15 protein-coding genes are annotated in these 20298 nt (G+C 56.3%); 12 read left to right on the top strand and 3 right to left on the bottom strand.

The window, feature by feature from the left end; translation table 11 throughout:
• Nucleotides 1–122: 122 nt before the first annotated feature.
• Complete coding sequence (locus tag ACPXSQ_RS11320; protein ID WP_019106084.1) at nucleotides 123–1271, top strand: 3-phenylpropionate MFS transporter; 1149 nt, start codon at nucleotides 123–125, stop codon at nucleotides 1269–1271.
• Here the strand turns inward: ACPXSQ_RS11320 and csiE are convergent.
• On the bottom strand, nucleotides 1253–2521 hold the full coding sequence (gene csiE / locus ACPXSQ_RS11315; RefSeq protein ID WP_014605267.1) for a stationary phase inducible protein CsiE: 1269 nt from the start codon (nucleotides 2519–2521) through the stop codon (nucleotides 1253–1255). The two genes, ACPXSQ_RS11320 and csiE, sit on opposite strands and share 19 nt — an antisense overlap.
• Before the next feature lie 155 nt (nucleotides 2522–2676).
• On the opposite strand from csiE, the gene ACPXSQ_RS11310 reads away from it, so the two are divergent.
• The 3 genes from ACPXSQ_RS11310 to ACPXSQ_RS11300 all read left to right on the top strand — a co-directional run bounded on the left by ACPXSQ_RS11310 (nucleotide 2677) and on the right by ACPXSQ_RS11300 (nucleotide 5483).
• Nucleotides 2677–3303 carry a DUF1007 family protein gene (locus ACPXSQ_RS11310; protein WP_426143724.1) on the top strand — a complete coding sequence of 209 codons (627 nt, stop codon included), beginning with the start codon at nucleotides 2677–2679 and terminating at the stop codon, nucleotides 3301–3303.
• Nucleotides 3294–4274 carry a nickel/cobalt transporter gene (locus tag ACPXSQ_RS11305; RefSeq protein ID WP_013026748.1) on the top strand — a complete coding sequence of 327 codons (981 nt, stop codon included), beginning with the start codon at nucleotides 3294–3296 and terminating at the stop codon, nucleotides 4272–4274. Before ACPXSQ_RS11310 ends, ACPXSQ_RS11305 begins: the two co-directional genes overlap by 10 nt.
• 195 nt (nucleotides 4275–4469) lie before the next feature.
• On the top strand, nucleotides 4470–5483 hold the full coding sequence (locus ACPXSQ_RS11300) for a YrzE family protein (RefSeq protein ID WP_014605268.1): 1014 nt from the start codon (nucleotides 4470–4472) through the stop codon (nucleotides 5481–5483).
• Nucleotides 5484–5530: 47 nt separating this feature from the next.
• Here the strand turns inward: ACPXSQ_RS11300 and suhB are convergent, their stop codons facing one another.
• Nucleotides 5531–6334: an inositol-1-monophosphatase gene (gene suhB / locus ACPXSQ_RS11295; protein ID WP_013026746.1), complete on the bottom strand. Its 804-nt coding sequence runs from the start codon at nucleotides 6332–6334 to the stop codon at nucleotides 5531–5533.
• A 122-nt stretch (nucleotides 6335–6456) separates the two neighbouring features.
• On the opposite strand from suhB, the gene trmJ reads away from it, so the two are divergent.
• From trmJ to sseB, 5 genes are all read left to right on the top strand, one after another.
• A complete protein-coding gene (gene trmJ / locus ACPXSQ_RS11290; protein ID WP_013026745.1) occupies nucleotides 6457–7203 on the top strand; it encodes a tRNA (cytosine(32)/uridine(32)-2'-O)-methyltransferase TrmJ in 747 nt (248 codons plus the stop codon).
• Between the two features lie 136 nt (nucleotides 7204–7339).
• Nucleotides 7340–7837 carry a Fe-S cluster assembly transcriptional regulator IscR gene (gene iscR, locus ACPXSQ_RS11285; RefSeq protein WP_014594322.1) on the top strand — a complete coding sequence of 166 codons (498 nt, stop codon included), beginning with the start codon at nucleotides 7340–7342 and terminating at the stop codon, nucleotides 7835–7837.
• Between the two features lie 89 nt (nucleotides 7838–7926).
• Nucleotides 7927–9087 (top strand): IscS subfamily cysteine desulfurase, encoded by a 1161-nt coding sequence (locus tag ACPXSQ_RS11280; protein ID WP_014594321.1) that lies wholly within the window; start codon nucleotides 7927–7929, stop codon nucleotides 9085–9087.
• Nucleotides 9088–9214: 127 nt separating this feature from the next.
• The gene (pepB, locus tag ACPXSQ_RS11275; protein ID WP_013026742.1) at nucleotides 9215–10501 is read left to right on the top strand and encodes an aminopeptidase PepB; all 1287 of its coding nucleotides are present in this window, start codon (nucleotides 9215–9217) and stop codon (nucleotides 10499–10501) included.
• A gap of 51 nt (nucleotides 10502–10552) precedes the next feature.
• Nucleotides 10553–11317 (top strand): enhanced serine sensitivity protein SseB, encoded by a 765-nt coding sequence (gene sseB / locus ACPXSQ_RS11270; protein ID WP_013026741.1) that lies wholly within the window; start codon nucleotides 10553–10555, stop codon nucleotides 11315–11317.
• 33 nt (nucleotides 11318–11350) lie between these two features.
• Here sseB and sseA read toward each other — a convergent pair whose 3' ends face one another.
• Nucleotides 11351–12193, bottom strand: a complete 843-nt coding sequence (gene sseA / locus ACPXSQ_RS11265) for a 3-mercaptopyruvate sulfurtransferase (protein ID WP_013026740.1) — start codon at nucleotides 12191–12193, stop codon at nucleotides 11351–11353.
• A 143-nt stretch (nucleotides 12194–12336) separates the two neighbouring features.
• Between sseA and ACPXSQ_RS11260 the strand changes: the two genes are divergently transcribed.
• The 3 genes from ACPXSQ_RS11260 (at nucleotide 12337) to ndk (ending at nucleotide 20183) form a co-directional block, all read left to right on the top strand.
• Nucleotides 12337–17235 carry an alpha-2-macroglobulin family protein gene (locus ACPXSQ_RS11260; RefSeq protein ID WP_426143719.1) on the top strand — a complete coding sequence of 1633 codons (4899 nt, stop codon included), beginning with the start codon at nucleotides 12337–12339 and terminating at the stop codon, nucleotides 17233–17235.
• A 12-nt stretch (nucleotides 17236–17247) separates the two neighbouring features.
• Nucleotides 17248–19575, top strand: coding sequence for a peptidoglycan glycosyltransferase PbpC (gene pbpC, locus ACPXSQ_RS11255; protein ID WP_426143717.1), 2328 nt, complete (start codon nucleotides 17248–17250; stop codon nucleotides 19573–19575).
• Nucleotides 19576–19751: 176 nt separating this feature from the next.
• Nucleotides 19752–20183, top strand: a complete 432-nt coding sequence (gene ndk / locus ACPXSQ_RS11250; RefSeq protein ID WP_003848684.1) for a nucleoside-diphosphate kinase — start codon at nucleotides 19752–19754, stop codon at nucleotides 20181–20183.
• The last annotated feature ends 115 nt before the right edge of the window (nucleotides 20184–20298 follow it).

Raw genomic sequence — 20298 nt, 5'->3', positions numbered from 1 at the left:
GTTGAAAACACAGTCTGACAAGAGGATGGCCATGGCCATCCTTTTTTATTGCCTGCATAACCCGGCTCTGACAAAGTAACGACCACATATCATTGCCTGGACGCATCATTGCTGGAGGGAACATGGCAATCGGCTCCGCCAAGTGGCTTGGACTAAGCTACTTCACCTACTTTTTCTGCTACGGCATTTATCTTCCTTTCTGGGGCGTCTGGCTCAAAGGTGTGGGCCTGAATGCTGAACAAATTGGCCTGCTATTGGGGTGCGGCATGGTGGCGCGCTTTGTGGGCAGTTTATTCATCGCCTCTCAGGTTAAAAATCCCGGACAACTGATTACGGCATTACGCCTGCTGGCCCTGCTGACCTGCTTTATTGCGGCGGGCTATTGGGTTGGGCAGCAGTGGATGTGGCTGCTGTTAGTCATGACCGGTTTTAACCTGTTTTTCTCGCCGCTGGTTCCTTTAAGCGATGCACTGGCCGCCACCTGGACGCAGCAAATTGGCCTTGCCTACGGGCCCGTTCGCTTGTGGGGTTCGCTGGCGTTTGTGATCAGCTCAGCCCTGACCGGTATGCTGGTGAGCGCCTTCTCTTCGCAGGCGATCTTAATGCTGCTGTCGGTTGGGTTGGTCAGTATGCTGGCAGGAATGCTGCTTACCCCGCGTACCCATCCCCAGGGCAGCGAAAGGCAGGGCAGAGTGGGTGGAGGCTGGCAGGCCTGGCGCGATCTAATAAAGGAAAATGCGGTCTGGCGCTTTATGGTGTGCGTGACGTTATTACAGGGCGCACATGCGGCTTATTATGGCTTCAGCGCCATCTGGTGGCAGGAGAGCGGTTATTCTGCATCGGTGGTGGGTTATCTGTGGTCGCTGGGCGTGGTAGCGGAAATCGTGGTGTTTGCCTTAAGCCATCGACTGTTTCACCGCTGGCGCGCACGGGATCTGCTGTTGCTGTCAGGCATCTGTGCGCTGCTTCGCTGGGGACTGCTCGGCGCCAGCACCGCGTTGCCGCTGCTGATTGTGGGGCAACTACTCCACTGCGGTAGCTTTACGGTATGTCACCTGGCCGCAATGCGCTTTATCGCTTCACGGCAGGGGGCGGATGTGATCCGTTTGCAGTCGCTCTATTCGGCGCTGGCAATGGGCGGCGGAATTGCCGTCATGACCATGATTTGTGGCGTACTCTTTACTCACCTGCACGGTCATCTCTTCTGGGTGATGGCGCTGGTGGCACTGCCCGCACTGTTCCTGCGGCCGCGTCAGGACTCCAGCAAATAGCGAATGCGCTGCTGATGGTATTCAGTCAGCGGCAGTTCGGCGTGGATAAGTGGGGGGGAGAAAAGGGGCAGCGAGGTGACATAAGGCGAAATAATGACATCGACTTCGCGCGGTGCACCGTCGCGCTGGAAATCTTCAACGCGCTGATAGGTGATGTTAACAGGCAGCAAGGTAATCTCGCGGATTTGCTGCTCGACATCCTGTTCCAGTTCGGGATCGTCACCGGTGAGCAGCAGCACCTGTTTTTCCTGCAATGCGCTGCTTTGCATCAGCCATGCACCCAAAATCACCGTCACCAGGCTGACCTCTTCCGGCGCGAACTGAACCTGAAACGTCTGCTCGAAAGCGTCAAGTGCCTGCTGTGTGGTGCGCAGCAGGCGCGGATAAAGCCTGGTTACGTCTTGTGCCACACTGTCATCAATAGCCATTGTAAAGTAGGTGCGATCCAGCGCCTGTGCCAGGTGGGTATATAACTGCTGCTGGAGTTCGGTGCGGTCATGAAAAGTGGTGCCGGCGACGTGCTCAAAATCATCAATGAGCCGCTGTGTGGCGCGCATCAGTCGCTGCTCGCTGGGATGGTCGACACGGTTGGCGTCCGGAAAATGGATCAGGCTAAATAACAGCGTCCAGAAATCCGTTTCGCTGGCGTCCGGCGTCAGATGACAGCGCTTTTGCCAGTGATGAATAACATCTTTTGCGGCCTGACGTTCTGCTTTCGCTGACAGCCATGCCTGCTGCTGCGCCGTAAAGATCGCAGGCTGGCGCTGGCACAGGCCGTATTTCATAAATATTTGTAAAAAGAGTTGATCGCGCGTGCTGAACGGGCGATTAAGGCACAGGCTGCAGTGCTGGATTAGCGCCTGTAAATTGGTTTCATCATACAGCGCTTTTTCAATTTTCATCTGCTTGAGACGCAGGCGTAAGGGCGCGGCAAAATGCTCGCAGACAAAGGCCTGCGACAGTCGCAGGCTGCGTCGCAAATTATGGATTAAGCAAATGCGTCGATCCAGCTCTGTACCATGAATGCGCAGGCTGCCATCCACCATCTGATGAAGTTCCAGTCGATGATAGCGCTGTATCTCATCACCCACTTCCGCGATGTCCTGTCTCGCGGTGGCGATGTCCACTCCGTTTAGCAGGCTTAATCTTTTAAGTGTCAGTGCAGGAGCGGGCAGAAACAGCAGTAACAACAGATGACAGCGACGCTGTGAACCGGTGAAGAGTGGTGCTGAAGATGTAGCAGAACTCATCAATCATTATTCCAGCAGGCTATTTTTAGCTAAGAATAGTCAACCTCATGAACCCTTGAACGGTTTACCCGTTTTTTTGTTCAGAGGTTTAAGGCGGGTCACAAAATTTTGTTACTTAAGAAACCTTTTCATCAGGAACGTTACTTTATAACATTATGAGACGCATGTTTTTTGCACTATTTACCCTGGTCAGTTCGTCAGCGCTGGCACATCCACACAGCTTTATTGATATGAAAACCGAGCTGGTCACGAAGGACGATCGTTTTACCGGCCTGAAAATGACGTGGGCCATGGATGAGATTACCTCCGCCGACCTGCTGTATGACGCGAGCGATGCCAAACCGGGAACGGTGGTATGGAAGAAACTGGCGGCGGGTGTGATGGCGAACGTGCTCGGGCAACATTACTTTTCCGAAATCTGGCATAACAAGCAGCGGGTGAAGTTCTTGAATTTACCAACGGAATACAATCTGTCGCGCAGCGGCAATAAGGCGGTACTGGAATTTGTTCTGCCACTGGCCGAGCCGCCTTTACTCAAAAATGAACGCTTTGAGATTTTAACCTTCGATCCGACCTACTTCGTGGATATGTTCTACGACAAACCTGAGGCGTTAACTGTACCGCAAGCTTTACAGTCACGCTGTGCATTCACCTTACATACGCCCAAACCGGATGACTCTTTGAAACAGTATGCGCTCTCGCTCGACAAGGCAGATGCGCCGCCTGAGGATATGGATCTGGGAAGGCAGTTTGCACAAACGGTAATACTGACATGTCACTGACGCTCACGACCCAAGCCAAAAAACGGCTGTGGCCGCTGGCACTGTTTACGGCAGGGTTGGTTACTCTGGGCGCGGCCATCTGGCTGCACTGGCCCCAGATACTTCTGCAAAGCGTGCTCTGGCAAAAAGTGCTGCATCGCCAGATGACTCAGCTCCTGCAGCAGGTTGCCGAGCAGCCTCATCATGCCGGACTGTCGTTACTGGCATTCAGCCTGATCTATGGTGTCCTGCATGCCTTAGGGCCAGGTCACGGTAAAGTCGTGATCACGACCTTTCTGGCAACGCATCCGGCAAAACTAAAAACCAGCATGAAACTCACGCTACTGGCCTCGTTGCTACAGGGCTCAGTGGCTATCATCCTGGTCACGCTGATGCTGGTGGTGCTGAAAACCTCATCGCGGCAGCTGCACCTCAGCAGTTTCTGGCTGGAGAAGAGCAGTTATGTGTTGGTTATTGCCCTGGGTATCTGGATAGGCTACCGGGCGATAAAGGCGCTTTGGCTGCTGTTGCGTCCTCAGCCGACAATGAGGATTCATGCGCTGCGCCCTCATCATCAGCATGATGAACACTGTGGCTGTGGCCATGCGCATTTGCCCAGCGCACAGCAAATGGCGGGCGCCGTTAATGGCAAAACGCAGCTGTTGGTGGTGATCTCCATGGGGCTGCGTCCCTGTTCAGGCGCGATCATGATGCTGCTGTTTTCTAAAGTGATTGGCGTGTATCTGTGGGGCGTCCTTTCTGCCGCCGTTATGGCGGTGGGGACCGCCCTGACCATTTCTGCCATTGGCTTACTGGTGCAGCGTTCCCGCGCGCTGGCGCAACGTCTTGGCGCGGACAGCCAGGTGGGTAAAGGTGCGCGCAGCCTGTTGCCTGTGCTGGCGTTAGTGGGCAGCCTGACGTTGATTGTTGTGGGCTGTGCGCTCTGGCAGTCTGCTCAGCCTGGTTTTACCGGCGGTATCCGACCCTTTTAATTTCTGCGGCGGCGGAAGATATTCCCCGCTGCCGGGATCCTCGCATTTTCGCTTCGCAACTATTTTTATTTTCTCTTGCACGTTGAGTGGTGAAAATAGTTTTCACTGACTACGCTGTTTATAGTTATTGCGAACCCCTGTCTGGGAATGAAAAAAACGACACTCACCTGCTATGTGTTGCGAGGGAAATATCTCATGGCTGATACCCGTATTAATAATGGCTACAACGATCCGCTCGTCACCGGAGCGGCAGGCTTACCCCTTAAACGCATTTCCTGGAGTGCCGTTTTTGCCGGTGTAATTTGTGCTTTGATTATTCACATATTATTAACCTTGCTGGGTACGGCAATTGGTGCTACCACCATTGACCCTTTGCAGGAAGATAATCCATTTAAACATCTTGGAACGGGTGCCCTGGTCTGGACGGCCATTGAAATGCTGATCGCTATTGCCGCCGGTAGCTACGTCGCCGGTCGCCTGGCGCAGCGTGAAGGCGCACTGCACGGCTTGCTGATGTTTGGTATTAGTACCGTCTTAACTATTTACCTGGCCGTGAGCCTTGCCAGTAGCGTATTAGGCGGCGCCATGAATATTCTTGGTACGGGTTTCCAGGCAGTAGGAAGTGGTATTTCAGCCGCTGCGCCATCGGTTACCCAAATGGCTAAAGAAAAACTGCAGCAAAATAATATTAATTTAGACAATATGCAGCAAGAACTGGAAACGACGCTGCGTCAAACGGGTAAGCCTGAATTACAACCGGAAAATCTGAAGCAGGATGCGAATAATGAAGCGCAGAATGCCGAAAATCAGGCAAATAACACGGCTAATCATCCACAAACGGCAGACACAGATTTAGCAAACTGGTTTAAAGGCGTTATTGCTCGTCATTCAGATACTTTACAGGCCGCCGATCGTGATGCTTTAAAAAATATTATTAAAGCGCGGACCGGAAAAAGCGATCAGGAAGCTGAACAGATCGTCAATCAGGCAGAACAAAGCTATCAACAGGCTATGCAGAAATATCAGGAACTGAAAAAACAGGCAGAGCAGAAAGCGCGTGAAGCCGGCGAGCAGGCGGCGAAAGCAACCGCGAAAGCCAGCTGGTATGCTTTCTTTATCCTGATTATTGAAGCGGTACTGGCAGGCGTGATGGGAATGGTAGGACGTCGTACTCAGCCACGTCAGGTGTTAACGCACGAACGTCGTTAATCCCAAGGCAATAAGAAAGGCGGCACGTTATCGTGCCGCCTTTTCTTTTAGCGCTTCAGCGCTTCGCTCAGCTCTTCGCGCATCGCCGATAACAGCGATTTCACCACGCGAGGGTTACCGGCAACGATGTTGCCTGAATGCAGGTAGCCGTGGTTGCCGGTGAAGTCAGTGACCAGTCCGCCCGCTTCGCGCACCAGCAGTTCACCCGCCGCGAAATCCCACGGTTTCAAACCAATTTCAAAGTAGCCATCAACGCGGCCTGCGGCGACGTACGCCAGATCCAGCGCAGCGGAGCCGGTGCGACGGAAATCGGCACACTGCGTAAACAGCTTGGTCATGATGTTCATATAAGCTGGGGCGTGCTGTTTGAGCTTGAAGGGGAAACCGGTGGCAAGAATGGTGCCATCCAGATCGCGAGCGATACTGCCGCGCAGGCGGTAACCATTCAGCTGCGTGCCCTGTCCGCGTACGGCGCTGAACAGTTCATTACGCATAGGATCGTAAACGACAGCCACTTCTGTACGGCCTTTAATACGAACGGCAATAGAAACAGAGAAGTGGGGCAGGCGTTTAATAAAGTTGGTGGTGCCATCCAGCGGATCGATTACCCATTGAATATCCTGATCTTCGCCCTCAAGCTCACCGCTTTCTTCAGTGATGATGGTATGTTTTGGGTAAGATTTACGAATGACTTCGATAATCAGGCGTTCTGCGTCGCGGTCAACATTCGTTACGAAGTCGTTGCTGCCTTTCTGGCTGGCCTCGACAGCGTCCGGGGTTTCATAATTCTTGGCAATTAAATTTCCGGCCTTGCGCGCTGCGCGCACGGCAATGTTGAGCATTGGATGCATCGGTATCTCTCGCTGGATGTTAAAGAACGGGGAAAACGGCGCGGAGTATAGCAGGGTGTTCGGTAAATGTCCTGCTTTATGTTAGAGTACGCGTCATCATTTTCTGACCGATCCCAACTCTTATGCTGCAAAATATTCGTATCGTGCTGGTGGAAACTTCTCATACCGGCAACATGGGCTCCGTAGCGCGCGCCATGAAAACCATGGGGTTAACTAACCTCTATCTGGTGAATCCACTGGTGAAGCCAGATTCCCAGGCTATCTCTCTGGCGGCGGGTGCCAGTGATGTTATCGGTGAGGCAAAGATTGTTGACTCTCTGGATGAAGCCATTGCCGGGTGCAGCCTGGTGGTCGGCACCAGCGCCCGCTCGCGATCTCTGCCGTGGCCGATGCTGGACGCCCGGGAATGCGGCGTGAAAAGTATTGAAGAAGGGCAGCAGGCGCCTGTCGCGCTGGTGTTTGGCCGTGAACGCGTCGGACTGACAAACGACGAATTGCAAAAGTGTCACTACCACGTGGCCATTCAGGCGAATCCGGAATACAGCTCGCTGAATCTCGCGATGGCCGTGCAGATCATTGCTTATGAAGTGCGTATGGCCTGGCTTCAGGCTCAAGAGAACCAAACCCCAAAACCGCAGTACGACGCTTCCCCTTATCCGCTGGTGGACGATCTGGAACGCTTCTATCAGCACATGGAAAACATGATGCTGGAAAGCGGGTTTATCCGTGAAGCCAACCCGGGCCAGGTCATGAGCAAACTGCGTCGTCTGTATACGCGCGCCCGTCCTGAACGCGATGAGCTCAATATTTTGCGCGGTATGCTCTCGTCTTTCGAGAAGCGAAAAGGAACCAGAACGGACGGCGAATAATAGTTGAGTAAATTACCAGGTTAAATACTTGAGTAATTTACTTGGTTAAATAGTTGACCAAATTACTCAGGAATGTCAGACTTGCTGCCATCTTCGCTAATCCTCCGATAACCGGACGCTATTGAGGTTGTATGCTATGAGACTGACATCCAAAGGACGTTATGCTGTTACCGCCATGCTGGACGTTGCCCTTCACTCTCACCAGGGCCCGGTTCCACTGGCAGATATCTCTGAACGCCAGGGCATTTCGCTCTCCTATCTGGAGCAGTTATTCTCGCGTTTACGCAAGCATGGCCTGGTAGCAAGCGTCCGCGGGCCGGGCGGCGGTTATCTGCTAGGTAAAGAAGCCAATGCGATTGCGGTGGGAGAAGTGATCACGGCGGTAGATGAGTCCGTAGACGCCACCAAGTGTCAGGGCAAAGAAGGCTGCCAGGGCGGCGAACGCTGCCTGACTCACGTCCTGTGGCGCGATCTGAGTGTGCGCATTAGTGAGTTCCTGAACAACATTACGCTGGCTGAGCTGGTGAATAATCAGGAAATCCTGGATGTGGCCGACCGTCAGAACGCCAATGACAACCGCCGTTTCCAGAACTCCCGTTCTCAGGAAATCAACGTGAACCTTCGCGCCTCGTAATCCTCCTCTTCTCCGGCCCTTACTGCTAACGCGGTAGGGGCTGAATCTGCTATAAATACGTATGATTTTCTATACGGAGCTGTAGCGCAATGAAATTACCGATTTACCTGGATTACGCCGCTACCACGCCGGCCGATCCGCGTGTGGCCAGCAAAATGATGCAATTCCTGACGCTGGATGGCACGTTTGGTAACCCGGCCTCTCGTTCACACCGTTTTGGCTGGCAGGCCGAAGAAGCGGTAGACGTTGCGCGTAATCAGGTGGCAGAGCTGGTGAATGCTGACCCGCGTGAAATCGTGTTTACCTCCGGTGCCACCGAATCCGACAACCTCGCCATTAAAGGCGCGGCCCAGTTTAATCAGGCGCGCGGCAAGCACATTGTTACCAGCGTAACCGAACATAAAGCGGTGATTGATACCTGCCTGCAACTTGAACGTGAAGGCTTCGAGATCACCTGGCTGACGCCCGCCGCGAATGGTCTGATCGCGATTGAGGATTTGCGTGCTGCACTGCGCGATGACACCGTTCTGGTGTCGATCATGCACGTGAACAATGAAATTGGCGTGATTCAGGATATCGCCGCGATGGGCGCGCTCTGCCGCGAACGTGGCATCCTGTTCCATGTTGATGCCACACAGAGCGTAGGTAAGCTCCCTGTCGATCTGAGTGAACTCCCTGTCGATCTGATGTCCTTTTCCGCCCACAAAGTGTATGGCCCCAAAGGGATCGGCGCGCTGTATGTGCGCCGTAAGCCGCGCGTTCAGATCGATGCACAAATCCATGGTGGCGGCCATGAACGCAATATGCGCTCGGGCACCTTACCTGTGCACCAGATCGTGGGGATGGGTGAAGCCTATCGCATTGCCCGTGAAGTCCGCGAAGAAGAGATGGCCCGCTTGTCTGCCCTTCGGGATCGGCTGTGGCAGGGGCTGCGCCAGACCGGCGGCGTCAGCGTAAATGGCGATTTGCAGCACAGCTGTCCCAACATTCTCAACGTAAGTTTCACTGACGTTGAAGGTGAGTCATTGATCATGGCGTTAAAAGATCTTGCGCTGTCGTCTGGATCGGCCTGTACTTCTGCCAGTCTTGAACCCTCCTATGTCCTGCGTGCGCTTGGCCTGAACGAAGAGCTGGCACACAGCTCGCTTCGCTTCTCGCTGGGCCGTTTTACCACGGAAGACGAGATCGATTATGCCATCGCGCTGGTGCAGAAGTCCGTTACGCGCCTGCGTGAACTCATGAAGTCATGATGCATTTGCCAGCCGAGGCTGACAAACTGTGCGCCGACAACATCTGCGGCGTGCAGCGTAACATCTGAATGAAAAAGCCGTCTTAAAACAGGCTGGATGAAACGAATAACGAATACGGAGCCCTACAATGAATACACAACCGATGAATATTACGCTCAGCAGCCAGCCCGCCGATGCGCGCTGGGGCGAAAAAGCGCTGTTAAGCAGCAATGATAACGGCATGACCCTGCACCTGCGTGAAGCGGATGCCTTGATGACCATTCAACGGGCCGCCCGTAAACTGGATGGCCAGGGCATTCGTCATGTTTCACTGGCTGGCGAAGGCTGGCACCTTGAGCAGTGCTGGGCATTCTGGCAGGGTTATCGCGGGCCTAAGGGCAAAAACCAGGTGGACTGGCCGCAACTGGGTGAACACGAGCAGGCGGAGTTCGATCGCCGCCGCAAAATTGTTGGCTGGGTGCGCGACACCATTAATTTACCAGCCGACGATCTGGGCCCGGAAACGCTGGCGCACAGCGCCATTGACTTACTCAGTGAGCTGGGTGGTGAGGCCGTCAGCTATCGCATCACCAAAGGCGACGACTTACGCGAACAAGGCTACATGGGCCTGCACACCGTGGGTCGCGGCTCTAACCGCCCGCCGGTCTTTCTGGCGCTGGATTTCAACCCAACCGGAGACAGCGAGGCGCCTGTTTACGCCTGTCTGGTGGGCAAAGGCATTACCTTTGATACCGGCGGCTACAGCCTGAAACCGAGCGCTGGCATGGACTCAATGAAGTCGGACATGGGCGGTGCGGCCACCGTCACCGGTGCGCTGGCGCTGGCGATCGCGCGCGGGCTGAATAAGCGGGTTAAACTTTACCTCTGCTGCGCGGATAACATGGTCAGCAGCAATGCCTTCAAACTGGGCGACATCATTCGCTACCGTAACGGCAAGTCGGTAGAGGTGATGAACACCGACGCTGAAGGCCGCCTGGTACTGGCTGATGGCCTGATTGATGCCAGCGAGCAGAACCCGACGCTTCTGATCGATGCGGCAACCCTGACCGGTGCCGCGAAGACGGCGGTCGGCAATGATTATCACGCGCTGTTTACCTTTGACGATGGCCTGGCGCAGTCGGTGATGGGCAGCGCAGTCAGCGAAAACGAACCTTTCTGGCGTTTGCCGCTGGCGGAATTCCATCGCAACCATCTGCCATCGAACTTTGCCGATCTGAACAACATTGCCAGTCCGGCGCATTCGGCAGGTGCCAGCAGCGCTGCCGCGTTCCTGTCGTACTTCGTCAGCCACTATCAGCAGGGCTGGTTACATATTGACTGCTCAGCGACCTATCGCAAAAGCGCGGTCGATCAGTGGGCTGCCGGTGCAACCGGTCTGGGTGTCCGTACCCTCGCCAACCTGTTACTGAAATAAGCGCAATCCAGCGGTGACCTGGTCACCGCTTTCTCAAGGTAGAAGTAAACTATGAACCGTCTTGAAGAGGTGCTGAAGCTGGCCGCGACCGAGCCTGCGCACCGGCCTGAATTTTTCCAGCTGTTGCTGGAAGCTGACGTCTGGGTGCCCGGCGAAAGCACCAGCCAGCAACTGGATGCCAGTACGCCGGTGGATCTCCAGCACTGGGAAAAAGAGGATGGCAGCAGCGTCATACCGTTTTTTACCTCCGAACAGGCGATGAGCGAAGCCGTTGAGAGCGAACAGGCGTATTTACGTTTACCCGTGCGCACCCTGTTTGACATGACGCGTGGCGAAACCCTGTTTTTGAACCCAAAACTGCCGACGGGAAAAGAGTTCTCCGCAGCGGAAATCAGCCATCTGCTGGGCGAAGAGGGCAGTGCACTCACTCAGCAAAGCGTGCTGGAAGGCGGGCAGTCACTGCTGCTGTCGGAAGTGGCAGAACCGCCTGCCCAGATGATTGACTCTCTGACCCAACTGCTCAGCAAATATAAGCAGGTGAAACGCGCCTTTGTTGCCAGCATTCGTGAACGCGCGGATGAGGAACCCAACCTGCTGATTGGGATTGAAGCGGACAGCGATATTGAGGCCATTATCCAGGCCGCTGGCAGCGTCGCCAGCGACACGTTACTGGATGATGCACCCATTGATATCTGCGAGGTCACGGCAGACGATCGCGGCATCAGCCACTTCTTTACCGCCCACATCACGCCCTTTTATGAACGTCGCTGGGGGAGTTTCCTGCGCGAGTTCAAAGGCGGTCAGCGTATTATCTGACAACGCGCGCGGCCTCACCGGCCGCGCGTCTTCTTATTTCGCAATCGGCAAATCGTCCCGGCTTCCCCATTCGCCCCAGGAACCGTCATAGAGCGTAGCCTCCCGAACGCCCAGCGACGTCAGCGCCAGAATCAACACGACCGCCGTAACGCCTGAGCCACAGGTGGCGACAACCGGTTGCGTCAGGTCCACGCCCGCCTGGGCAAACAGGGCGCGCAGTTCGGACGCCGGCTTCAGTTGTCCCTGTTCAACCAACAGGTTCCACGGCAGATTCAGACTGTTGGGAATGTGCCCGCGATGTAAACCAGGACGCGGTTCATCTACCTCGGCATTGAAGCGGTTAGCCGCTCGGGCATCCACAATCTGTGCGCCGCCTTCATGGCTAATCAACAGCACGTCAGTCAGGCGTTTCACCAGCCCGTCATCGAACTCAGCCTCGAATTCGCCCTCAGGCAGGCTCACTTCCCCCTCCGCCAGCGCAAAGCCTGCGGCTTTCCAGCCCTGCAAACCGCCAGCCAGAATGGAAACCTGGGCGACGCCGAAAGCGCGCAGCATCCACCAGGCGCGCGGGGCAGAAAACAGGTTGCCCTCATCATAAACAATCAGATGTTTATCACTGTTGACGCCAAGCTCGCGCATGGCCACGGCAAAGCTTTCAGCGCGCGGGAGCATATGCGGATAGGGGCTGGTGTGATCGGAAAGTGCTTCAATATTAAAGAAAGGTGCCTGGGGCAAATGACCCGCCAGGTATTCAGCCTGGATATTGCGAACCGCATCCATGCCTGGCGGCAGCATACGTGCGTCCAGTACCTGCAGCGTTTCATCGTTGTAGTGTTCTTGTAACCAGTCGGCGGACACAAACAGTGGCGTCGTCATAACAACCTCATCTCAGCAATCTGTCATGCCAGTGTCGGGTAATGTGCACACCATCTCAAGAGAAGCGTTGATTAAATGCGAGCGTTGATGTGAAATTGCCCAGCGTTATAACAATTCCCCTGGGGCCCGGTGAAGGATTTACCATGAAAAAACGCATTAACCGGCTGCTGTTCAGCATGCTGATCGGTGGTTCGCTGCTGTCTGTCGCCACCTTACCTGTTTTTCCTGTCAGTGCAGAAACCCCTGCAGCCAGCGCGCAGGCCAGCAAACCACTCACCATTATCGATCTCTCTGAATTACAGCTTGATGGCGCGGCGGCGCTGGTTTTAACCTTTAATCAGCCGCTGGATGACAAGCAGGATCTGGCGCAAAAGGTCAGGTTGATCGACGATAAACACGGCAAAGTCGATGGTGGTTGGGAGCTTTCCAGCAATCGTAAAGCCCTGCGTTTTCGCCATCCTGAACCCTCTCGTCAGTTCACCGTGACCGTCGATTCGGGCTTGCGCGCCGCCAGCGGTGAGACGCTTACAACGGCCTACAGCAAAAAAATCACTACCCGCGACATTGAGCCGATGGTGGGCTTTGCCAGCCGAGGCTCCCTGTTGCCGTTGCGTATCGCGCAGGGGCTGCCGGTACTGGCGTTGAACGTAGACCAGGTGGATGTGGATTTTTTCCGAATCAAAAATGCGGGCCTGGCGGAATTCCTTTCCCAGTGGAATTACGGTAACAACCTCTCTACCTGGCAATCTCAGGAACTGCTGAAAACCAGCCAACTGGTGTATACCGGCCGCTTTGAACTCAACCCGGCCCGTAACACGCGGGAAAAACTGCAGTTGCCGCTGAAAGACATTAAGCCGCTTCAGCAGCCAGGGGTTTATCTGGCGGTTATGAAGCAGGCGGGCACTTATCACTACAGCATGCCTGCGACGCTGTTTACCCTGAGCGATATCGGCCTGTCGCTGCACCGCTTTCCCACCCAGTTTGAACTCTTCGCACAGAGTCTGGAAAACGGCGCACCGCTTTCCGGCGTCAGTATCAGGCTGTTGAATGATAAAGGCCTGGTGCTGCAAAACGGCACCAGCGACAGCAGCGGTCATTTGCGCCTTAATGCAGACGAAAAAGGCAAGTTCCTGCTGGCCATGAAGGGCGAACAAACTTCGCTGATCGACCTGGCGCGCCCTGCTCTGGATTTAGCCGAATTCCCCGTAGCGGGGCCCGAAGGCTATGACAAACAGCTCTTCGTCTTCGGCCCACGAGATATTTATCGGCCTGGCGAAACAGTGATCGTCAATGCGCTGCTGCGCGATGCGGACGGCAAGCCTTTACCTGCCCAACCGGTTAAGGCTGAGCTGGTACAGCCCGACGGCGAGGTAGTGCGCACGGTGGTCTGGCAGCCGCAGGACGGTTTCTATCAGCAGCGGTTTGCTTTACCGGCTTCGGCGATGACCGGCGGCTGGATGCTGCGGCTGAATACCGGTGATAACCAGCTGCGGCAGTGGCATTTCCGCGTTGAGGATTTTCTGCCTGAGCGCATGGCATTAACGCTGAAAAACGATGAACAACCCCAGCCTGCGGATGCCGATATTACGTTCGACATTGAGGGGCGCTATCTGTATGGCGCGCCTGCGGCAGGGAATCAGCTGCAGGGACAGCTCTATCTGCGTCCGGCCCGTGAGGCGGTTGCTGCGCTGCCGGGCTACCAGTTTGGTGACATCACCGAACAGGGCCTGAAGCGCAGTCTGGACGATGTCGATCTTAAGCTTGACGCCAACGGCAAGGCGCAACTGACCGTGGATAATCAGTGGGATCAGCTTCACTCACCGCTGAACCTGATACTGCAGGCCAGCCTGCTGGAAACCGGCGCTCGTCCGGTCACCCGACGTGCTACTCAGGCCATCTGGCCGGCGGACGCGTTGCCCGGTATCCGTCCGCTGTTTGGCAATAAGGCGATCTACGATTACCGCAGTGACAGCTATCACGATGAGCCGACCGTGCCGGAAAACAGCCTGGCAGAATTCGATATTGTTTATGCCAACAGTCAGGGCGCTAAGCTGGCGGCAGATAAGCTTGACGTACGTTTAATTCGTGAACGGCGTGACTACTACTGGAGCTTCTCGGACAGTGAAGGCTGGCAGTCACGTTACGATGCCAAAGACCTGCAGGAAGATGAGCAATCTGTCAGCATTCCCGCTGACGGCAGCACCAAGGTCAGCTTCCCGGTTGAGTGGGGCAGCTACCGGCTAGAGGTCCAGTCGGGTGAAAAAATCATCAGCAGCGTGCGTTTTCAGGCGGGCTATGACTGGCAGGATAATACCAATGGTACAGGCGCACTGCGTCCGGACCAGGTCAAACTAAAGCTGGATAAAGCGGCATACCAACCGGGTGAAACCGTCCATTTGCAGGTCGAATCGCCCACGGCCGGAAAAGGCTATCTGATGGTGGAATCCAGCAGCGGGACGCTCTGGTGGCAACCCTTAACGGTGCCGCAGGGTGGAACCCAGGTAGACGTGCCGATCGCGGCCAACTGGCAGCGCCACGATCTCTATTTCAGTGCCATTGTGGTGCGGGAAGGGGACAAAACCAGTGGTGCCACGCCGAAACGGGCGGTCGGACTGTTACATCTGCCGATGGCGACCGAGGCGCGACGTTTAACGCTGACGCTGGACGCACCCGATAAAATTCGTCCTGAGCAGAACCTGACGGTGAACGTTCAGGCCAGCCGTGAAGGCGGCCCGCTGCCTGACAAGGTGCACGTCCTGCTGTCAGCGGTAGACAGCGGTGTGTTAAGCGTGACGGATTATAAAACGCCCGATCCCTGGACGGCTTTTTTCGGTCGCAAGCGTTATAACGTCGATCAGTACGATGTGTTTGGTCAACTGATTGAAAGCGGTGGACGGCTGGCTGCTCTGCGCTTTGGCGGAGACGGTGAAGACGAATCCATGACGCGCGGCGGTAAAAAACCGGTCACCCACGTCAATATCGTGGCGCAGCAGTTGCAGGCCGTTACGCTGGATAAAAACGGCAAGGGTGCCATTACGCTGCCCATTCCGGCCTTTAACGGCGAGTTGCGCTTAATGACGCAGGTCTGGAGCGATGACAGCTTTGGCGCTGCCGAACGTAAGCTGGTGGTGGCTGCCCCGCTGGTCAGCGAACTGGCCACGCCGCGTTTTCTGGCCAGCGGCGACAGCGCTTCACTGGCGCTGGATATCACCAATCTGACGGACCTGCCGCAAACGCTGAAGGTCGATTTGACTGCCCAAGGTCTGATAGGACTGTCGGGCGCGGCCACACAAAATGTGACGCTGGCAAAAGGCGAAAGGACCACCCTGCAGGTGCCCGTGACGGCGAAAACCGGGTTTGGTGACGGCGAAGTGCAGGTGCAGATTTCAGGGCTGAACCTGCCCGGTGAGACGGTGCGGCCCAGCCAGCAGACGTGGAAGATTGGCGTCAGGCCGCCTTATCCTGCGCAAACCCTCAATTTTGCCGCTGTGATTGACCACGATCGCCCCTGGCAGGTCACGGCGGCGGCATTTGCGGGTCTGGATGCAGAAACCCTGAGTGGACAACTGACCCTGAGTAATCGTCCGCCTTTAAATATCGCCAGCTACATCAGTGCGCTTTATGCCTATCCCTATGGCTGTCTGGAGCAGACCACCAGCGGTCTCTGGCCGTCGCTCTATACCAGTCAGGCGCAGCTCAGCGCTATGGGGATAAAAACCAGCAGTGATGACGTTCGTCGGGCCGCCGTTGACACCGGCATCGCCCGTCTGGCCGGGATGCAGCGTGCTGACGGCAGCTTTGGGTTGTGGAGTAAGCAGAGTGAAGAGGAGTTCTGGCTCACACCTTACGTTACTGACTTTTTACTGCGCGCCAGCGAAGCGGGCTATGCCTTGCCCCCTGACGTGATTGATCGGGCTAATGCACGGCTGCTGCGTTATTTACAGGACCCTTCACAAATTACCGCTAGTGGCAGTGCCGACATCGATGCATTGCGTTTCAGCGTTCAGGCTTATGCCGGCCTGGTGCTGGCGCGTCAGCAGCGTGCGCCACTGGGCGCGTTGCGTGCGCTTTACGAAAAGCGTGACAAGGCCAAATCGGGGCTGGCGCTGATGCAGTTGGGTGTCGCGCTGAAGCTGATGGGGGATGGACAGCGTTCGCCGCTGGCTGTGATGCAGGGCGCCACGCTGTCACGACCTGAAAGCAGCTGGTTTGGCGACTATGGCAGCACGGTGCGCGATGAGGGGATGATGATCGCCCTGTTAGCGGAATATCAGCTGCAGCCGGAACTGCAAAACAGCCTGCTGCTGTCACTGTCAAAAGAGCTGAACGGCAAGCGCTGGCTCTCTACCCAGGAGAACAATGCGCTTTACCTGGCGGCGCGCACGCTGCAAACCGCACAGGGTAAGGATTGGCAGGCGATACTACAGGGTCATCAATCGCCCGTAAGCAGCAGTGGGCCTGTGAATAAAGGGCTGGATAGTCAACAGCTGACGCAAGGCGTTGACGTGAGCAATCCCGGCACGGCACCGCTGTATGGCAGCCTGAACGTGGTGGGTTATCCGCTGACGCCGCCGCAACCCGTCAGCCATATGCTGTCCGTTAAGCGAGAGTACTTCACCCTGGACGGTAAACCGGCGGATCTCAATAATCTGCGCAGCGGTGAATTGCTGGTGGTCCGTCTTACCGTGGCCGCGAAACGCCGCATCAGCGATGCGCTGGTCGTGGATCTGTTACCGGCCGGACTGGAGCTGGAAAACCAGAATCTGGCAGACAGCAGTGCCAGCCTGGGTGACAGTGCGGATGCGCTAAAAGAGAGCATGATGGATATGCAGCAGGCCAACATCCGGCATATTGAGTTCCGTGACGATCGCTTCGTTGCCGCGCTGGCAGTGGATACGTATCGTCCTGCAACCCTGATGTATCTGGCGCGCGCAGTAACGCCGGGCATCTACCATATGCCGCCACCGCAGGTGGAATCGATGTATGTACCTGAGTGGCGGGCGATTGGTGCGTCGCCGCAACAGCTGCATGTACAACAGTAGCCGGGCCGGGTTGTGATCAAAAACAGGCACATCAAAAAGCGGTGGGTAGCCCTGCCGCTTTTTATTCTGGCCTTGCTGCTTGTCCCGCTGATTCTGGATCGGTTATTCCCCTTGCCCCTTAAAGAGGTTCAGCCCGCACGTGTGGTGGTCGCCGAGGACGGCACACCCCTGTGGCGCTTCGCTGACGACCAGGGCATCTGGCGCTATCCGGTCACTCCCGCTGACGTGTCGCCGACGTACATACAGGCGTTGCTGACCTATGAAGATCGCTGGTTCTGGTACCATCCCGGGATTAATCCGCTCGCCCTGCTTCGCGCGGCCTGGCAGGACCTGCGTCATGGCAGCGTCATTTCGGGTGGCAGCACTTTAACCATGCAGGTGGCCAGAATCATCGACCCACAGCCGCGAACGCTGCGGGGCAAGCTGATTCAGGCTTGGCGCGCTCTGCAACTGGAGTGGCATCTCTCTAAATACGATATCTTAACGCTTTATCTTAATCGTGCGCCCTTTGGCGGCACGCTGGAAGGGATTGGAGCGGCAAGCTGGAGCTGGCTGGGTAAAGCGCCGTCACAGATGACAAGGGGCGAGGCGGCGCTAATGGCCGTATTGCCACAGGCACCCAGTCGTTTGCGGCCCGATCGCTGGCCAGAGCGGGCTGAAGCGGCACGTAATAAGGTGCTGGATCGGCTGGCGCAGTATCATGTCTGGTCGCCCCGACGGGTCGCTGAAATCCGCCAGGAACCGGTCTGGCTCCCGCCGCGCCAGATGCCGCAGATGGCGCCGTTACTGGCGCGGCGACTGTTATCGATGACTACGCACGATAAAATCGTCTCTACGCTGGATCCGTCGCTGCAGCGCGAGCTGGAAAGCATGGCGCTGAATGTGAAAAACCAGCTTCCTCCGCGCACCTCACTGGCGATACTGGTGGTGGATCACACCACTATGGCGGTGCGGGGCTACGTCGGTTCCGCCGATTTCGGCGACGACAGCCGTTTTGGTCATGTGGATATGATTGCCAGCGTTCGTTCGCCGGGATCGGTCCTGAAACCCTTTGTCTATGGCATGGCGCTGGACGAGGGGCTCATCCATGCCGAGTCTTTACTGCAGGATGTTCCACGTCGTTTTGGCGATTACCGTCCGGGTAACTTCGATACCGGTTTTCATGGCCCGGTCAGCGCCAGCGAGGCGCTGGTGCGTTCACTCAATCTTCCCGCCGTGCAGCTGCTTGAGGCGCTGGGGCCGAAAAATGTGGCCGCACGCCTGCGCAATGTGGGGCTAAATCTACGTTTCCCACCGGGTGCAGAGCCTAACCTGTCGTTGATTCTCGGCGGCACCGGAGCGCGCATGGATGATATCGTGGCGGCCTATAGCGCCTTTGCCCGACATGGCAACGCCGGTCAGCTGCGCTGGATGGCAGACCAGCCCTTACAGGAACGCCCACTGCTTTCGCCCGGTGCGGCCTGGATTATCCGCCGTATTCTGGGCGGTGAGGCTCAGCCTGCGGGTAATGGCAGCGCGCCTGCGGTGGTACCGCTGGCATGGAAGACCGGCACCAGCTACGGCTACCGTGACGCCTGGGCCGTGGGAATCAATCCGCGTTATCTGATTGGCGTTTGGGTCGGACGACCCGATGCAACGCCGGTTGCGGGGCAGTTTGGTTTCGCGTCTGCGGTTCCCGTCATGAATCAGGTTAACAACGTACTGATGAACCGCCTGGCCGGGCGGGCAGTCCCCACCGATCCGCGACCGGCGTCGGTCAGCGTGGCAGGCATCTGCTGGCCTGGCGGGCAGCCGCTGCCCGAGGGAGACGAAAACTGCCGACAACGGCGGCAGAGTTGGGTGCTGAACGACACGCTGCCGCCGACCTTGCTGGCGCCGGGGCAGGAAAGCCTGAGCGGATTGCACCTGCGTTACTGGCAGAACGAACAGGGCTTACGGGTTGCGGCGGATTGCCCGCATGCCATCAGCCATGAACGTCTGGCGTGGCCTTTGCCGCTGGAAGCCTGGCTGCCGCCGCAGGAGCGTCGGGCGCAGCGCTTACCGGCGGTTGATCCCCGGTGTCCGCCCTTGCAGCAGGGCAGTAGCGCGCCGCTGATTGTGACTGGCGTTATTGACGGGCAGCGCGTTCAGCCGCTGCCGGGCAATACTACGCTGGTGATACCGGTTGCGGTGCAGGGCGGTCAGGGCGTTCAGCGCTGGTGGTTTTTAAACGGCGAGCCGCTCGAAACGCAAAGTCAGAACGGCACCCTGTCGCTACCTCTTGATCGGGCAGGGGACTATCAGCTGGTGGTCATGGATGAGGCCGGTCAGCTGGCCTCTGTCGTTTTTACCCGTGGGTGAGTGTTTTTTGCGCTAAATCAGAGTTGAAAAGTATTAGCCCCGACTCAGATCAAGATTTTTCAATAAATTATGGGTTCGGTGATAGGCAACGTCACACTCAACCCCTATAATCGGCGCCGTTTCTTAGCCGGGGCGCGCGCCCTCGGTTTCTTCAGAACGTCAAGACAGAGGTCATCATGGCAATCGAACGTACTTTTTCTATCATCAAGCCAAACGCCGTCGCTAAAAACGTGATCGGTGCCATCTACAACCGTTTTGAAAGCGCAGGCTTCAAAATCGTTGGCGCAAAAATGCTGCAGCTGAGCAAAGAGCAGGCTGAAGGTTTTTACGCAGAGCACCAGGGCAAGCCGTTCTTCGACGGTCTGGTTGAATTCATGACGTCTGGTCCGGTTGTGGTTTCTGTACTGGAAGGTGAAAATGCCGTTCAGCGTCACCGTGACCTGATGGGTGCAACTAACCCTGCTAACGCGCTGGCTGGCACACTGCGTGCAGACTACGCTGACAGCTTCACCGAGAACGCAACCCACGGTTCAGATTCTGCCGAATCAGCCGCCCGTGAAATTGCCTATTTCTTCGGCGAAAACGAAATCTGCCCGCGCACCCGTTAATTGCTTAACGACTGACGCGTACAGGGCTTTACAAAAATCTGCTGAACACGGGCAACTCTAGCCTGTTATCAGGCAGCAGATGTTGTACAATATTGCGCCTTCATTGAGCCAGCTT

It is taken from the genome of Pantoea sp. EEL5, from assembly GCF_049892805.1.
Lineage (GTDB): Bacteria > Pseudomonadota > Gammaproteobacteria > Enterobacterales > Enterobacteriaceae > Pantoea > Pantoea ananatis.
The sequence above is the reverse complement of the archived record's forward strand: the minus strand, read 5'-3'. Positions and strand labels throughout refer to the sequence as shown.